Origin of the sequence: Sphingobacterium paludis, from assembly GCF_004364125.1 — a bacterium.
Taxonomy (GTDB): Bacteria; Bacteroidota; Bacteroidia; order Sphingobacteriales; family Sphingobacteriaceae; genus Sphingobacterium; species Sphingobacterium paludis.
In genome coordinates this window covers 1-17,194 of sequence record NZ_SNZV01000007.1, presented here as the reverse complement: position 1 = coordinate 17,194, position 17,194 = coordinate 1, and the positions used below count along the sequence as shown (strand labels likewise).

11 protein-coding genes are annotated in these 17,194 nt (G+C 44.0%); 8 read left to right on the top strand and 3 right to left on the bottom strand.

Features of this window, described 5'->3' with window-relative positions; all coding sequences use genetic code 11:
* Positions 1-96 precede the first annotated feature (96 nt).
* From B0I21_RS14145 to B0I21_RS14120, 6 genes are all read left to right on the top strand, one after another.
* Positions 97-2,436: a TonB-dependent receptor gene (locus B0I21_RS14145; RefSeq protein ID WP_243836146.1), complete on the top strand. Its 2,340-nt coding sequence runs from the start codon at positions 97-99 to the stop codon at positions 2,434-2,436.
* A gap of 3 nt (positions 2,437-2,439) precedes the next feature.
* On the top strand, positions 2,440-3,624 hold the full coding sequence (locus B0I21_RS14140; RefSeq protein WP_133641137.1) for a PepSY-associated TM helix domain-containing protein: 1,185 nt from the start codon (positions 2,440-2,442) through the stop codon (positions 3,622-3,624).
* A gap of 76 nt (positions 3,625-3,700) precedes the next feature.
* A complete protein-coding gene (locus tag B0I21_RS14135; protein ID WP_133641136.1) occupies positions 3,701-3,970 on the top strand; it encodes a hypothetical protein in 270 nt (89 codons plus the stop codon).
* Positions 3,971-4,118: 148 nt separating this feature from the next.
* Entirely contained in the window at positions 4,119-6,377 is a 2,259-nt protein-coding gene (locus tag B0I21_RS14130; protein WP_133641135.1) for a GH92 family glycosyl hydrolase, read from the top strand.
* A 211-nt stretch (positions 6,378-6,588) separates the two neighbouring features.
* The gene (locus B0I21_RS14125) at positions 6,589-8,856 is read left to right on the top strand and encodes an alpha/beta hydrolase family protein (protein WP_208292355.1); all 2,268 of its coding nucleotides are present in this window, start codon (positions 6,589-6,591) and stop codon (positions 8,854-8,856) included.
* A gap of 142 nt (positions 8,857-8,998) precedes the next feature.
* Positions 8,999-9,484 carry a hypothetical protein gene (locus B0I21_RS14120; protein ID WP_133641134.1) on the top strand — a complete coding sequence of 162 codons (486 nt, stop codon included), beginning with the start codon at positions 8,999-9,001 and terminating at the stop codon, positions 9,482-9,484.
* Between the two features lie 63 nt (positions 9,485-9,547).
* Here the strand turns inward: B0I21_RS14120 and B0I21_RS14115 are convergent, their stop codons facing one another.
* On the bottom strand, positions 9,548-9,844 hold the full coding sequence (locus B0I21_RS14115) for an HU family DNA-binding protein (protein WP_037494061.1): 297 nt from the start codon (positions 9,842-9,844) through the stop codon (positions 9,548-9,550).
* A 537-nt stretch (positions 9,845-10,381) separates the two neighbouring features.
* On the opposite strand from B0I21_RS14115, the gene B0I21_RS14110 reads away from it, so the two are divergent.
* Complete coding sequence (locus B0I21_RS14110) at positions 10,382-12,337, top strand: gamma-glutamyltransferase family protein (RefSeq protein WP_243836145.1); 1,956 nt, start codon at positions 10,382-10,384, stop codon at positions 12,335-12,337.
* A 65-nt stretch (positions 12,338-12,402) separates the two neighbouring features.
* On the opposite strand, the gene B0I21_RS14105 is transcribed toward B0I21_RS14110, so the two are convergent.
* A complete protein-coding gene (locus B0I21_RS14105) occupies positions 12,403-13,152 on the bottom strand; it encodes a GIN domain-containing protein (RefSeq protein WP_133641133.1) in 750 nt (249 codons plus the stop codon).
* Between the two features lie 781 nt (positions 13,153-13,933).
* Entirely contained in the window at positions 13,934-14,305 is a 372-nt protein-coding gene (locus B0I21_RS14100) for a diacylglycerol kinase family protein (protein WP_133641132.1), read from the bottom strand.
* Between the two features lie 207 nt (positions 14,306-14,512).
* Between B0I21_RS14100 and B0I21_RS14095 the strand changes: the two genes are divergently transcribed.
* Entirely contained in the window at positions 14,513-16,471 is a 1,959-nt protein-coding gene (locus tag B0I21_RS14095) for a sensor histidine kinase (protein ID WP_208292354.1), read from the top strand.
* Positions 16,472-17,194: the final 723 nt, after the last annotated feature.

The window sequence follows — 17,194 nt, the reverse complement described above, 5'->3', positions numbered from 1 at the left end:
CCACGGCATTTTCTAAAATTCCCAAACGCCAAGGGTTGTGGCTTAAAAAAGTTGGCTATATTTGCTCAATTTAAAATCAATCTAAATAAAAGCAAAATGTTGTTTGATACAAAAATGTATGTGATTGCCGCCCTTACAGTCTTGCTATGCGCTATCGGGACATGTGCCTTTGCGCAAGATCTCACCGTACAGGTACGGGATACGGAAAATAAAGCACTTCCCTATGCGAATATTTGGATCAATGGAAAGTTGCAAGGAGTCACAGACCTTTCCGGGAGTTTAGTGTTTCCGCGACCGACGACAAACGGTATACAAATCCGTGTTTCTCATAGTGGCTATCCTGACCGCTTGCAGCAAGTGAAATTAGATACGGTGGTTTCGGCTATTCAACTTGCTATGGATGATCAACGCAAGCTCGACGAGGTGGTGGTTACAGCAGGCCGCAAACCTGAAAGTATGGCTAACATCCCTTCGTCAGTGGCCATACTAACGACGAAGGAAATCGAAGCGCAGAGTCAGATAAGTACGGACATTGCCAGCGTGCTGGGGAATACCATTCCAGGTCTTGGCGTTGCAGCACGCAAAGGCACGAACAGCGGGCAAACGTTACGGGGTCGCGCAGTACTTGTGCTCATCGATGGGATTCCGCAGTCGACGCCCTTGATGAATGGAGCCCGTGATATTCGATCAATAGATCCGAGTGTGATTGAACGCGTCGAAGTAATAAAAGGAGCAACCTCTATCTATGGAAATGGATCCGCAGGGGGCATCATAAACTACATTACACGAAAAAACGATGCGCAGGCGACAAAAGTCGGTGGTATCACCACACTGCGCGGTACGCTTAATCCATACCATAATAAAGAAACCGAAGGCTATCGGTTTTCGCAGACCCTCTACGGCCGGCAAGATAAATTTAGTTATACAGCGAGTGGCACCGTGGACTATACCGGGCTGCAGCGTGATGGTGATGGGGTTCCCTTAGGACAAACTGATGGTCTATCTAACAGTAGATCGTACAACGCTTTTGTAAAATTGGGCTATGATATTGATGCAAGTTCATCATTATCGTTCGTTTACAATTTCTTCAATAGCCTACAACATGCGCGATACGTTAGCCAAAATGGTAAATATGGCGAAAGCCCGACTATTGGCATATTGGGTGTGGATCCGGGCAAGAGCACGGGAACACGGTTTAACCACAATGCCATGCTTACGTTTGCAAAAAATCAGCTGTTTGGAGAGACATCGCTTAATGCCGCCATGTATTACAATACGTTTAGCTCCATGAACCGCTACGTCGAAGAATCGAACTCTTGGTATGGCCCCGGGCAAACACAGATCAATTCCAATAAAAAGGGTCTCCGTGTAGATTTACATACGCCTTTCGAAATTGGAACCGTAATGGGGGGTGTAACCTACGGTATTGACTTGTTGAACGATATAACTTTCCAGGACCTAACAGACGGCCGTGTTTTTGTTCCGAAAATGGATATGTTCAATTACGCGCCATTTGCACAGTTGACCTTAACCTTCGTCGACCATGTAATTTTCAAAGGCGGACTACGCTATGAGGATGCCACGGTGAATATCAAGGATTTTGAAACCTTGCCCACCGGACCCGGAAACGTAGGAAGTGTGGCCGTTGAAGGCGGAACGATCCCTTATCGTGGGGTAACGTTCAATGCAGGGTTGCGCTACAATAAATATCAATTCCTGAATCCGTTTGTCAGCTTCTCACAAGGATTTACCATTAATGAACTCGGGCGTATCGTCCGAAATGCGACCGAGAGTGATCTAAAAAACATTCAGACAGACCCGATCGTGACGAATAATTATGAGCTCGGGTTCGCCAGCCAGATCGGTATGGTTAATGTATCAGTAGCTTACTTTATTAGCACATCGAAGTTGGGCGTTAATTTGACTGCGCGAGAGGAAAATGGCTACTTTTTTCCGGAGCGCGCGCCAGAACGAGTAAGTGGTGTTGAGCTAGCCCTTGATGTCCGTCTATCGTCCAACCTTACACTAGGAGGCACCTATTCATACGTCGAAGGAAAGTTGAAAAGAGACGATGGCACGGAGAGCTATCTCGGTGGAAGTCGCATCATGCCACCTAAAGCGACAGGCTATGTTCATTATTCGCCAACAAGCGCATTAGATTTTCAGGTATCTTGGGTGCACACCGGCAACCGTGATCGTTTCGAACGAACAGCAAATGCTGTATATTTGGGAAACCAAGGGCCGGTCAAACCCGTGGATATACTCAATTTTAATGGCGGATATAAGATTAATAGACAATGGTCAGTCGGCGTAGGATTGGCCAACCTCTTCAATAAAGATTATTATTCAGTATACAGTCAGTTTTCGGCAACAGATCCAAACTATGTGAAAGGAGAGGGAGCGACAATGTCGTTAAATCTTAATTACCGGTTTTAAAAGATGGTCAAAAAGACAATACTGTGGATACATAAATGGCTAGGAATACTGACAGGGATTGTTGTTTTCTTCGTTAGCTTAAGCGGCGCAGTCTATACCTTTCAAGACGAGTTGAAGTTGTTGTGCTATCCAAGTAAGTATGTGCTACGAGTGGATAGGGTGGAACAGGATCCTAAACCTTTAAGCGAACTTATCGCGACTGCGCAAGCTCAGCTATCCCCCACAGAGCGGGTTTCGCGCGTCGACCTTTATCCAGCGAAGAATAGATCTTGGGTTTTCCGTGCTGCGGAGACCGATCCTAACGCTTTTGGTCATTGGAATTATCACCGATACAACAAGCGTGTGTTTTTAAATCCATATACCGCCGAAACGCTAGCGGTGGAAGATACCAAGAATGAATTTTTCCAACTTTGCCTTCAGTTGCATATGAACTTACTGTTAGGGAAAACATATGGGCATGCTTTGGTCGGATATAGCACGCTTGTCTTTGTGCTGTTGCTCCTTTCTGGGGTGATATTGTGGTGGCCGAAGAAGTGGCGCGGAAAGCCGCTAAAGCGAGCATTATCCTTGGATTGGAAAACCAAATGGAAGCGACTGAACTATGATTTGCACAATGTGCTTGGCTTTTACAGCCTTTTCATCGCGATAATTTTGGGGATCACGGGTCTCGTATTCAGCTTTCCTGCTTTTCAGAAAGCCTATATCGATTTTTTCAATGCCTTTTCCACACAAGTGGATGTAAAGGATCTGCGGGATGAAAGGCCTGATACAACGGTATATCGTTCTGCAGATCCATTAGACAATGCCTTACATTATCTACTTGAAAAATACCCATCTGCTGATATGATGTCCGTGCGCCTAAGGGATGCTAGCGCGCCTTTGCTCGATGTACAGATCAGGATGGAGGAAAATCGCAGTGGAAAATTTAAATGGTATTATTTCCGACGAGACAATCTTCAAGTAGACAAGGTACAGGACAGCCAACACCTACCAGCAGGGGATAAACTTGCCTCACTTAATTTTGACCTACACACGGGCAGCATCGGTGGATTTACAACTAAGGTTTTGGCCTGTATTGTCTCCTTGGTTTGCGCAAGTTTGCCCATCACTGGCTATATCCTGTGGTGGCATAAAAGCCGTAAATCAAAAAAGCGAAATAAGACATCGGCGGCAAGGGCTGCATATTAATCCTATTTTTCGCCAGATCATTGGAAACTATTTCGATAGCTACATGTTCGTTAGGTACATGTAACCGTTAACATTTATGACTAGAGAAGAACTGAAAAAAGGAAACGTTATTCGAGAACGACATTCTGATGAAAACAATACACAGGTTGCTTTCCGCTATGTATTGCGCGACGGCGCAAACGTTGGGGTAGGCCTCTTTCATGGGGATAACGAACATTGTACGATCGCAATGATCAAAGATTTTAAAGGAAACCCGTTAGGACAAGAGGAGTCTGCCGGATATCCAACCACTCAAACGGAGCTCGATGAGTTAGACGCGTTATTCCATGAATTTCTAGAAGACTAACAAAAATGTTTTAGCAGACGTATCAGTGCAAATTTTACGCATTCGGGCTACGCCGATCTGTCTAATTAATTTGTTACATAGTTATAGCTCCGTGCGCCTGCATGGAGCTAATTATTTTTTTATCTTGGCTGCTCATCAACGAAAAACTATGAAGAAAGTTCTAAGCCTAATCGGCCTTTTATGCGTTTTCCAATCCCCGGAAACAGCAGTATTTGGACAAGCAAATAAGGCTCCGGTAGATTACGTAAATCCGTATATGGGAAATATAAGTCATTTGTTAGTTCCCACTTTCCCAACGATACATTTGCCAAATAGTATGCTGCGCGTTTATCCTGAGCGCGCTGATTACACCAGCGATCAAATCAAAGGACTTCCCTTAGTCGTAACAAGCCATCGGGGGCGATCAGCATTTAACCTCAGCCCCGTGCAGGGAAAACGCCAGAACGAACTTCAACATGTCTACCTATACACCTATGATAATGAACATATCAAACCATATTCCTACGGGGTTTCCCTATTGGATGAGCAGATTGATGTCACCTTTGCACCATCACATCAGTCTGCAATATATGAATTAACATTTGATGAAAAATCGGACAAGAACTTAATATTTAATACCTTATCCGGTGATGTTTCTATTCAAGGAAAAGAAATTTATGCATCGCAACATCTGCAAAACAACACGATAGTTTACCTATATGGTGAGGTAGACGTCGCCCCGCTCGAAGGCGGAATATTGGTTGACAACCGTATAGAGAAAAAGCAAACGAAGGCCAGCGGTAAGGGAGTCGCAGCTGCATTTCATTTCGATGCGCGCACAGCTAAGGTGAAATTTCGCTACGGCATATCATTTATCAGTGTAGAGCAGGCTGCTAAAAATCTGCGACGCGAGATAAAAGGTTTTGATGTTTCAGAAGTTGCAGAAAAGGGACGTAAAATTTGGGATAAAGCGCTGTCTGCCGTTAAAGTAGAAACGACGTATGAGGATGATAAGCGTCTTTTTTATACTTCGTTATACAGATGCTTTGAACGCCCAGTAAATATCACGGAAGATGGACGATATTTCAGCGCTTTTGATGGTAAAGTACATACCGATAGTCAAGATTTTTATACCGATGATTGGATATGGGATACCTATCGCGCCACGCATCCTTTGCGCTTATTGATCGATGCGCCGATGGAATCTTCGATCCTGAATTCGTTTGTGCGGATGGCGGAGCAAATGGACAACTTCTGGATGCCAACCTTTCCAGAGATTACGGGTGATTCGCGGCGTATGAATTCCAACCATGCCGTGGTCACCATTGCAGATGCCTATGTAAAAGGGTTACGCAGCTTCGATGTAGAGAAAGCTTATCAAAGTGGTAAGAATGCCGTGCACGATAAGACTTTAGCACCTTGGTCCGCGGCGCCTGCAGGCTGGTTGGATCAATTTTATAAAGAAAAGGGATACATCCCCGCTCTTCAGGCGGGCGAGGAAGAGACCGTACCGGAAGTACACCGTTTTGAAAAACGACAACCAGTGGCCGTTACCCTAGGAACATCGTATGATGAGTGGGCGCTAGGACAGCTGGCATTAGCCCTTGGTAAGCAAGCTGACGCCTCTTCGTTGTTGAAAAATGGCACGAACTACCGTAACCTATATAACAGCGAAACCGGATTTTTCCATCCAAAAGATAAAGAAGGACGTTTTATTGAACCGTTTGATTACCGCTACGCGGGCGGACAGGGCGCTCGAGGATATTACGGAGAAAACAATGGCTGGGTTTATCGCTGGGATGTTCCGCATAACGTGGCTGATCTGATCACGCTGATGGGCGGCAACAAGCCTTTCCTAGACAACCTCAATCAGACATTTCGCGAGCCGCTCGGGAAAAGTAAGTTTGATTTTTACAGTCAACTTCCCGACCACACGGGTAATGTCGGGCAGTTTTCGATGGCTAATGAACCGAGTTTGCATATTCCCTATCTATACGCGTATGCAGGTCAGCCGTGGATGACGCAGAAGAGGATTCACGAACTCATTCGGCAATGGTTTAGAAATGATCTTATGGGCGTTCCAGGCGACGAAGATGGCGGAGGGATGTCTGCATTTGTCGTGTTTTCTACGATCGGATTTTATCCCGTCACGCCAGGCTTGCCGGCCTATACTATCGGAAGTCCGTTCTTTGAAACAGCAAGCATTGCCTTATCCAATGGACAAACATTCCGGGTTAAGGCTAAAAACTTTGCCAAAGAGAATAAGTACATACAATCGGCAGTTTTAAATGGAAAGCCGCTACACGCCTCATGGATAACGCATAAAGATCTGATGCAGGGTGGCGAGCTAATTTTGGAGATGGGCGACAAGCCCAACCGAAACTGGGGAGCGGATATACCTCCGCCTTCCTTCGCTATGCCCCACTAAAGAAATAGGGTGAATAGGAGTCGGTTTTAAAGAAGAGCTGAACGCTGCGGTGTTTGGCTCTTTTCGTATAGTTGAAGTTATGGAAGTCCTAATCCATACAGAAGGCACGTTACGTCACCCACCATATTCGTATATATGTTAAAAAAAGATAGATTAACTTGTAACTTTTTTATGATACATTCGACTCATTACTAAAATAACTGAATTAATTATGAAACAGATTTTTTATTCATTTGTATTTGTAGTTTTGGGAATGTCAAATACCATTGCACAAATTAAGGGCGATTGGAAGGGTACGCTGGAATTTCAAGGTACCGCCATCGAGATTATTTTTCACATTACGGAAGAAAATAGCGTGCTGCAAGCCACTATGGATGTCCCGCTGCAAGGCGCAGTCGGCATCCCCGTGTCGACGATTACTTACAATGCAGATGTACTAAGTTTAGCGATTGATCAGGCTGGTATACTATATAAGGGAACGCGGGAAGGCGAAACCTTTACAGGAAATTACAGCCAGGCAGGGATGGATTTGCCGCTAGTACTTAAAAAGACGGTAGTCACCAAACCAGGCGACACGACGCTTGTATCAACCCAACAACAGTTAGCCGACCTGATCGCTCGAGATCAGGGAGATTTTAAATATCGCGTGGAAGACTATTTTGCCAAGCCGAAAATGTCTGGTTTCCAGCTGTCGCCGAATGGAAAGTACATCTCGTATCGGGAGAAAGACGAAAAAAACAAACGTCATGTTATGGTAAAGGAGGTGGCTACAGGCAACGTCGTGCGCGCCATTGAGGAAAAAGATGAACTGATCCGTGGAATGGGCTGGATTAACGACGAGCGTTTGGTTTACGTGATGGATCAAGGTGGAGATGAAAATTACCACCTGTATGCCATCAACATTGACGGCAGCAAAAATATTGACCTCACGCCATTCGACGGTGTGCAGGCTTCAATCTTGAATATGCTGAAGGAGCAAAAGGACTATATTATCATTCAAATGAATAAAGATAATAAGCAAGTTTTTGAGCCCTATAAAGTCAACATCCATACCGGCGCTATGGAGAAACTATTTACCAACGAAGATCCGGAGAATGCCATCGTTGGATATGAGTTCGATAAAGACGGTAATCTTCGGGGCTACGCGAAAATGCTTAACGGAATCAATACCCAATTTTTTTATAAGCCGGCAGGAGCCGCTGATTTTTCGCTTTTCCACACAACAAAATGGGATGATACGTTTGGCGTAGTATCGTTCAACTATGCCTCGCAAAATAAAGATGAAGCATACGTGTTGACAAATCTAGATTCGGATAAATCGCGTATTGTCTTGTATGATTTAAAGACTAAAAAGGTTCTTAAAGAGATTTATTCTCATAAAGAATATGATGCAAACCTGATCTCCTTGTCGCGCAAGCGCAATTGGGAAATAGATTTCGTAGGATACGAGGGGGAAAAGGTAATCATCAACCCAATTAGTGATACGTTTAAAAAGATTTACGCTAATTTAGACAAGCAGTTTAAAGGATATGAGTTTTCTATCGCTGGTAAAACTGATGATGAAGACCAGCTCTTGGTCGTGGTGCAGAGTGATAAGCTATACGGTCGTTATTACCACTACGATACAAAAACAGGAAAGGCTACGCTTTTGGTTGATCTCATGCCGCAATTGAAGGAGCAGGATATGGCCGAGATGCGTCCGATCACGTTTAAGTCGCGTGATGGACTGACGTTGCACGGCTACATTACTTTACCTAAAGAAGCCGTAGCGGGTAAAAAGGTGCCGTTGATTGTTAATCCGCATGGCGGGCCGCAAGGGATTCGCGATAGCTGGGGTTTCAATCCGGAAACACAGCTTTTCGCTAGCCGCGGATACGCTACATTACAAGTTAACTTTCGCGTCTCAGGCGGATACGGTAAAGATTTTCTGCGCGCAGGTTTTAAAGAAATTGGTCGTAAGGCGATGGATGATGTAGAAGATGGCATACAGTATGCCATCGATCAAGGTTGGGCAGATAAAAGCAATATCGCTATTTATGGTGCTAGCCATGGCGGCTATGCTGTACTGCGTGGGCTTACGAAAACACCAGATTTATACAAAGCCGGCGTAGATTATGTAGGCGTTTCCAATATTTTCACATTGATGAGTTCTATCCCTGAATACTGGAAGCCCTATAAAGACATGTTGTATGAAATTTGGTATGACTTGGATAACGAAGAGGAGGCTGCGATAGCGAAAGAGGTATCGCCATTATTTCACATCGACAAAATCAAGGCACCCTTGTTCGTTGTGCAGGGAGCGAATGATCCTCGCGTAAAAATTGCAGAAGCCGATCAAATCGTAAAAGCATTGCGGGAAAAAGGAGTTGACGTGCCCTACATGGTAAAGTATGACGAAGGGCATGGCTTTGGAAAAGAAGAAAACCAAATCGAGTTTTATAAAGCGATGATTGGATTTTTTAGCAAACATCTGAATTAATACCATCCGGTTTTTCACATGTGAAAAAGCTGCCCGCCATTTTCGGCGGGCAGCTTTATTTTGTAAAATCCCTTTTATTAGGGATATGTTTGTGGCTATTTGCAAGCTATCTTTATGATTACAAGAGACAATATATTATCTGATGCGAATTTATTCCATACTATTCATGCTAATCGCTGCTGTGTTGCAGGTGAATAAAAGTCAGGCGCAAATAGTGAGCTTAGGTTATAAACAGCAGCAGAAACCTATGGTGCAGGTTTCGTTGAATTATCCGTTTATACTAAGTGCATACAGTCCGTTTGAATTTATGGTCGGCGTAGATTATACGACAAAAAACAAGGCCGTACCTTCTGGCTTCGTTCCTCAAACAACACTACATTACTATCTTGTGGATAGTAAGCGTTATAACTATTTGCTGGCAGTTGGGGCAGGAGCAGGGTATATGTTTGATTTCAACTCAAATCATGAAAATCAAATCCGTATCAGTCCGCACCTGTATCTTGAATACAGTGCTATTCTAAACCTGCGTGTAGGCTATGATGTGATGTTTCCGAATAATCGCGGATATCCATTCATATCCATTGGGATAGGAGGGTTACATGGTTTTCGACATATGAAATGGATGTGATATGCCGGTTTTAGCTTAGCGCAATAAAAAAGAAGGGAGCAATTGCTCCCTTCTTTTTTATCTTTACTTTTTCTTGCCTTTTTTCGGTGCATCGACTGCCTCTTTTAAGGCCTTACCTGCCGTGAATTTTGGAAGTTTTTTAGCGGCAATTTTGATTGTTGCGCCAGTTTGCGGATTTCTACCATTGCGCGCCGCGCGGTCAGAGATTCCGAATGTTCCAAATCCGATTAACGTAACGGACTCTCCCTTTGATAAGGTTGAGGATACCGCACCAGTAAAACTGTTAACTGCTTTCTCTGCCTGTGACTGCGTAATTCCAGCCTCGCTGGCAATATGCTTGATCAAGTCTGCTTTGTTCATTATATTTAAATTTAAGATTGTAAGTATCAGTACTAATTCTATGCCATAAATCGTTTTAAGCCCGGCCAAGATGGCGTCATTTTCAATTTATATTTATTTTTTATCGTTTATGAATCGGCGTAAAAATATGCGCGATGATCAGATTGTACTTCATTATTAATCTGTTAGCTGAATCGAATATAGAAAAAAAAATTTATTCCAATAAATCTAATGGTAAATATTACAATAAGCTATTGGGCTCTGTTGACTGATATTCTAATCGTTTTAGCTTTGACTACGAATGATTTATCAACGTAAATGTGCTGCTGTAGTTTCCATTTAATGTATACTATATCCTGCTGAAAGTAACGTAGTGCGATCGTTGCATCTGCTTCTTCGCTATACAGCACGGGGCTTTTGAGTAGATGGTGAAAATAATATTTCAAAAATTATAGTTTAAATAAAGGAATCTGTAGCCCTAAAAAAAAGTTGGAGTCGTACGGGGATAGGCATTTGTATTTTTTTAATCAAAACCATATCTTGTACGAAAAACTGACTATGCCATCTACTTCATCTTTTCGCTTTTCGCCGTATTTGCTTATTCTTTTTTGCAGCATTCTTCACAGCGCGCAGGCGCAGCGCACACAAAAGCCGCCGCTTCATGGTAAACATTGGATGGCTATAACGGGAAAGCCGCTGGCAGCCACTGCGGGTGCAAAGCTATTCAACGATGGGGGCAACGCGGTGGATGCAGCTTGTGCGATGTTAGCCGCCACCTGCACCATGTGGGATGTGCTGAGCTGGGGCGGCGAGACGCAGGCACTAATCTACCATCCGAAGCTCAAGAAAGTAATTGCCATCAACGCATTGGGGGTGGCGCCCACGGGAGCCACAGTAGACTTTTTTAAGAAAAAAGGGTACGCTTTTCCACCGGAATATGGCCCGCTGGCGGCTGTTACGCCGGGAACGCCGGGCGGACTATGTTATATGTTGGCACATTATGGCACCAAAAGCCTTGCTAGTGTCTTAAAACCCGCCATAGAAATGGCAGCCGGCTACCCGATTGATGCACAGACAGCAAACAGTATCGAGCGCGGCAAAGATCGGATCAAGCAGTGGCCTTACAGTAAAGATGTGTTTTTGACGCACGAAGGGGAGGAGCGTGAAGCGCCGGAAGCTGGTGAGCTTTTTGTGCAGAAAGATCTCCTGCTTACATTGCAGAAGATGATCAACGCCGAAGAAACAGCCCTGCGTGCAGGTAAAAGCCGGGAAGAAGCGATTATGGCTGCCTATGACCGCTTTTACACCGGTGATATTGCGGAAGAATTTGTTCGCGGTAGTCAGGAACAAGGCGGGTTAATCACCAAGGCCGATTTGGCAAATTGGAAGCCCATCGAAGAAGAACCATTGCACGTAAATTATAAAGGTATTGATGTGTACAAGCTGCAAGAGTGGACGCAAGGGCCGGCCTTGTTGCAAAGCCTAAACATGCTGAAGCATTTCGATCTGAAAACGATGGGATACAATTCCGCAAGCTACATCCACACGGTTTATCAAACGATGAATTTAGCTTTCGCCGACCGTGATTTTTACTACGGCGACCCCTATTTTCTACCGAAAACGCCTATAGAAAGCTTGCTGAGTGAAGACTATGCAAGAGCCCGTGCAAAAGAAATTAATCCCACGCAAAATAATCCTCTCGCTGCACCGGGCGATCCTTATGCATGGCAAGGAAAAAAGAATCCGTTCTCGGCGCTCCTAACGGAACGCGCAAAATTACTGGATACGGCAGGTAGCGGAATCAAAGATTTTGTTCCGAAGCATGATGCCACGCCAACGGTTACCGTCGCGAACCCTAACACCTTATCGGCAGCAGACTTATCCGCAGTGGATAGCGCATATATGGATCGTTTGCTACGAGGTACGACCAGTGTAGAAGCTGCTGATTCTGCTGGCTGGGTAGTATCGATTACACCTAGTGGTGGATGGTTACCCGCTTGTATTGCCGGGCGCACGGGCGTTGGTATGAGCCAACGATTACAAAGTTTTGTACTCGATTCCTTGATCAGCCCGTTCAATGTGGTTGCACCCGGTAAGCGCCCTAGGGTCACATTGACACCTTCACTAGCTTTAAAAGACGGAAAGCCCTTCTTGTCATTCGCCGTACAGGGCGGAGACACGCAAGACCAAAATTTATTGCAGTTTTTCTTGAATGTAGTGGAGTTTGGAATGACGGTACAAGAGGCCAGTGAAGCACCAAATATAAATAGTAACCAGCTCTGGCTGTCCTTAGGCGGTACAAAAATAGCCGATAGAAAGCCAAGGCCGGGCAGCCTGTTGCTGGACAAACGTGTTACGCAAGAGGTTGTCGAGAAATTAAAGACTATGGGCTATAGCATTCAGTTTGGCGAACGTACCAGTGGTCCTATCAACGCTATTTTCTTTGATGAAAAGCACAAAACCCTATGGGGGGGAAGCAGCAACAATGGTGAAGATTACGGAATTGGTTGGTAAGGCTATCCATGGTTTACCAACGTATGCCAGAATGATCTTTCGCTCTGGCATACGCGCGAGCGGAGCTACTGCTGACGCACGGAGCCGCCTGATGACTTATCTACGGTCAAGCGGCTAGGTTTTTCTACGTAGATTATCTTTCCCGAAGATGATGCCTTTGCAGCCAGATTATCGCGTACATCAACGGTTGCTTTCGCCGACGAGCTTGCTTCAACAACAGCATGCTTTATTTTCAGCTTGGAAAGGTTCGCTTCTGCGGATGAGCTTATCGCTATACTGGCAGAGCTCGCGGATCCAAGCAGGTTGATTTTTGCAGAACTGGATGCGTCTATCGTGACGGAGGCGGCTGTGATTTTTGCATCGAAACGTCCAGACGAGCTTGTTTTAATGCTGGCGTTGTCTGCCACAAGATGCGAGGCATACAATTTTCCTGAAGAGTTCACCTCGATCTGCGCTTTTGAGCTTTTAATTGGTGCTTCGATATGTAATTCCGCGCTAGACGTGACCTTAATTTTCTCCAACGATAGAGAGGATGTGTAAATCGTCACACGGTTAGCCTGTCTAGTGCGAATATTGCTGTTTGGTGCGTATCGAATGATGAGCGTTCCATGCTCCACGCCTGTCTGTAGCTTGTTCAAATGACCGCGTTCTTCCACGTCAACCACCACTTCGTTGCGGTTGGATTGCACATAGGTCGCTTTGATAGAACTGGAAACAGTGATGCCTTTCAGACTAGGGATTGAACGTGTTTCTTTATGCTGCCCGCGGGCCAGCATCATGCTTAGGATAAATACAAGGGTTAATAGTTTTTTCATAAAATTGATTGTTTATTCTTCGGCATGAAGTTAGGAAAAATGAGCTCGAATTGATAATCTTGTCTAGAATGAAATGTTTTCAAAGCCGTAATTCTTTGGAAAAGGCGTGGATTTCCATTCCTATTTCCGTTGTATAGATTAAATCGACGCTGTGTGGTCATCTTTAAGGTAGAAAAAAGAAAATTCCCTGTATGGGACAGGGAATTTTTCAACCTATTTAAAAATAGAACACAAATAATGTGTCGGTCTAAATGTAATGCGGGAGTAAAGGTACATATCAGTTTTAAATTCACCAAAATTTGAACACTAGTTTTTTAATTATTTTTTCCTCTTGAAAATGGATAGGGATTTATAAACCAATGTTAGCATGTACAATTGAGCAAAATAAGCTGTCAAGGAGCGCACGCTGTCAAGTACGTACGAATGGAATGTGAATCTGGTTGCGGTTATTTGATTCACTTGCGCGGAGATTAGGATAGCCAAACAACCTCGTTTTGCAAAAAAAAATCCCGTAGCAGGCGCTTCAGGATTTCTTTTAAACTAACCAATTATTAACCTAAAAATTATGAATTACTGTTAACTGTACAATCGCTATGCCACACTGTGATCATCACTTTATTTTTACAATACTGGATTTTTTGATTGCGGCCAGGACGAGTATGGCTTTGTAGCTGTTATTCTACATTGTGTCAGCGTGGGGATTCGGCTTGTTGAATAACTCCCAATCTGTTGTTGAGTATACACTACAGTCGTTGCCCTTTTTTTTGTACAGTGTGTCTGCTTACGAAGAGATCTTGGGGAGAAAGACCAGTAGGCCAACGGTTAATGCAATAAGCGAAGCAAAAAGTACCGCTGCTGCAGCGACATCCTTCACTTTCCCGATCTGCGGATTTTTCTGTGGCGATACAACGTCACATAAATATTCTATCGCCGTGTTAACCAATTCTGAAATGATTACTAGGGCAATCGCTAAACATAGAAGAATCCATTCCACAAGGGGCAGGTCGAAATAAATGCCCGCTGTAAGGACGAACAATGTTGCTACGGCATGTATCCGTAAATTAAATTCCCCTTTAAGCGCAATCACGAATCCATTAACTGCGTAACGGAAGCTTTTCATGCTAGATTCAAGTTTGAATTTTTGTTTTTTCATAGCTCCTGGCTAAATTGCTTGTGCAGCGTAGATCATGCTATTATACAAAAAAAGATAGTGTGTGCGATAGATATTCTATATTAACTGTCTTACCGAGTGGCACTAATTCCTAGCTTTTATTATTTTTGTAGCATTTATTATTAACCGCATTAAACAAAGAAACGTTTGATACCTACTTCAAAATCAATCATTCTCAGTTGCATACTCATGGTATGCTGTCTGCTGAGTTCGGGCCAGCAAACAGGTTGGGACAAGTTAAACAGCGAGCTGGCGAAGCTGAGCGATGACTCGCTGAAGGTCATGGCACACTATAAAGTTTCTACGGAATTGTACAAAAGTGCTCCTCAGGAAGCAAAAGAGATTGCGGAAAAGGGATACCAATTAGCCGTAGCAAATAAGATGGAAGAAATCCAGCTTTCTTTTTTGAATGTGATCGGCGTCATCGAATCAAAATTGTATAATTTCGATGAGAGTATCAACACACATTTCAAAGTCCTCCGTGCTCGCGAAAAAAAGGGGGATAGAAAGGGTGCTATGCTTTCCCTTCTGAATATAGGGAATGTGTTTAACGTGAGCAGAGATGCTAAGCAGGCCTTGGTATACTATGAGCAGGCTATGGTTATCGCGCGGGAAATAGGCGATGTACGCAACGAAGCGAATATCGCGATTAATATGGGTAATATACGAGCGCAGGGAGCATTGAAAGGGTTTAATAAATCAGATGTGGTCAACGCAATAACATACCTATTAAAAACCATAGATTTTGCAAAACGAAAAGCGCCAGAGGTAGACCTGTACAATTGCTATATACTACTAGGTTATTTGTATCTAAAGAATGAGGATGTTCTGAAAAGCGAATACTACACAGATTTAGCGATCAATATTGCCGAAGCTGGTAATTTTACATACGGCATATGCTATTCGCGGATAAATAGAGCGAATATTTTTGTGCGCCGGGGGCAGTTTGATTTGGCACAGAAGGAGGTTGAGATCATCCGGCGTAATATACAGAAAAGTGGACTTCATGATCTTTTCGATGAATTTAGTTCCGACTTCCAAAAAATAGCCAAGGCGGTAAAGGAAAATGATAAACATGTCGTGCTTACTGATGTGGATAGCGCCACCGTTGCGGATAGTGAAGAAATGGAGATGCTTCGTTTGAAAGTTCGCGAAGAGCTTCGGGAGAAGTACGAAACAGAAAAGAAAGAACTTGAAAATAAAAATTTGCAGCTTGAAAATGTCGCCATAGAAGGGGAGACGTTGTTGTTTAAGCTGTTATTGGGCGGTGCCTTGGCGGTTTTGCTGACATTCGTGCTTATGCTGATATTGCTACAGCGCAAGAATGTGCAGTTGCGCAATGAGAAGCGAAACGTAGAGCAGGCACGTGATGAAATTAAAGAACAGGCCGAACGTATTCACGAACAGCACAAGGAACTTTTTCAAGCCGACCGCTTTCGGTCGCGTATTTTCTCCGTGGTCTCGCACGATCTGCGTGCGCCAATAGCTAATTTTCAGGTTTTGCTTTCGGTCTCTAAATTGATCGATCTGCCGGCGGATGATGTTAAGCGGACCTTGATTGCCATCGGCCACGAGGTAGAAACGGCGTCCAAAATGTTAGACGAGTTGCTCGTATGGTCATCACAGCAAATGGGAAATGAGAGTTTGGAGATGCAATCTTTGGCTGTGTTCGACCTGGTCGAAGTTTGTAAATCCTTGTTCTCCGATCGATTGGACTTAAAGGAGTTACATTTAAAGAATCTCGTTGATCCAACCGTCGTGATTCAAGGCGATCTGAAACGTTTTGAATTTATTCTGCGTAACATCATAAGCAATGCAATTAAGTTCAGTTACTTGGGAAAGTCTATTACTGTACGCCATGAAGATCTGGATAAAGAGGTTGTGATCGGTATCGCTGATGAAGGGGCGGGGATGGATAAAGAGAAGCTATCAAAGTTACAAAAACGTGATGTGCAGGAGAGCTACCTAGGGACTCTGCAAGAAAAAGGCGCGGGTATAGGTCTGATGTTGTGCCATGAATTTGCCAACCGCATGGGTTGGTACATCAGGATGGAGAGTACAATTGGTCTTGGTAGTACATTCTACATTTGTATCCCGAAAAATACCAAATTGAAAGAAACTCACGATCACTATTCTGAAGTCGATTAGTGAGGCAAGCCGGTAGCGTCCAGGGTTCACGCGAGACGTTGTTCATGAATGTCTATCCTGCTGTTTAGTGATCCGTATTGCTTTGCGATGAGAGGTTGCGTATGACTAGGTTTGTTGCAGTACAGATAGTATTCGTAGGGTACGATATATTAGGACGTTCCGTCTTGTACTTTGCCCGCAGTTGTTTGCTCTTTAGTAGAACGTATAAAAGACCCTATTTATTTGGCTAAAAGCGATAGGCTGCAATCTACGTATAGCGTTTAGCTCCCTTCGGTAAAAATATCCCACAGATCCCCAGTGTCTTGCGGTGTTTTGGCAAGAAATAAGCGGTTATTGTTTGCAGGGATTGTGCCAAAGTTCTATCTTTGCACCACTCCGCAAGGGAGGGACGATTGAAAAGCGAACACGTGGAGATGGAAAAGCCTGTATACAAGGGGCGTTCCGCCGGTTTTTGCCCTTTGGGGCAGCGAAAAAAAAGTTAAACTTTATTTTGCGGATCCGGAAAAATCTTCTACCTTTGCAGTCCCAACGAAACGGAGGGAAACAAAAAAAAGATAGTTCGGGCAGCGATGCCACGATATATAGGATGCCAAAGCGCGACGCGGCGGCGATAACAGTTCTTTAAGAGATATGATCATGTAGCGTAACGAGTAGTCGGAAGATGAAAGTTATACACTAACAAACAAATCAACCTGTCAGTTCGGAACGTAAGATACAACAAAA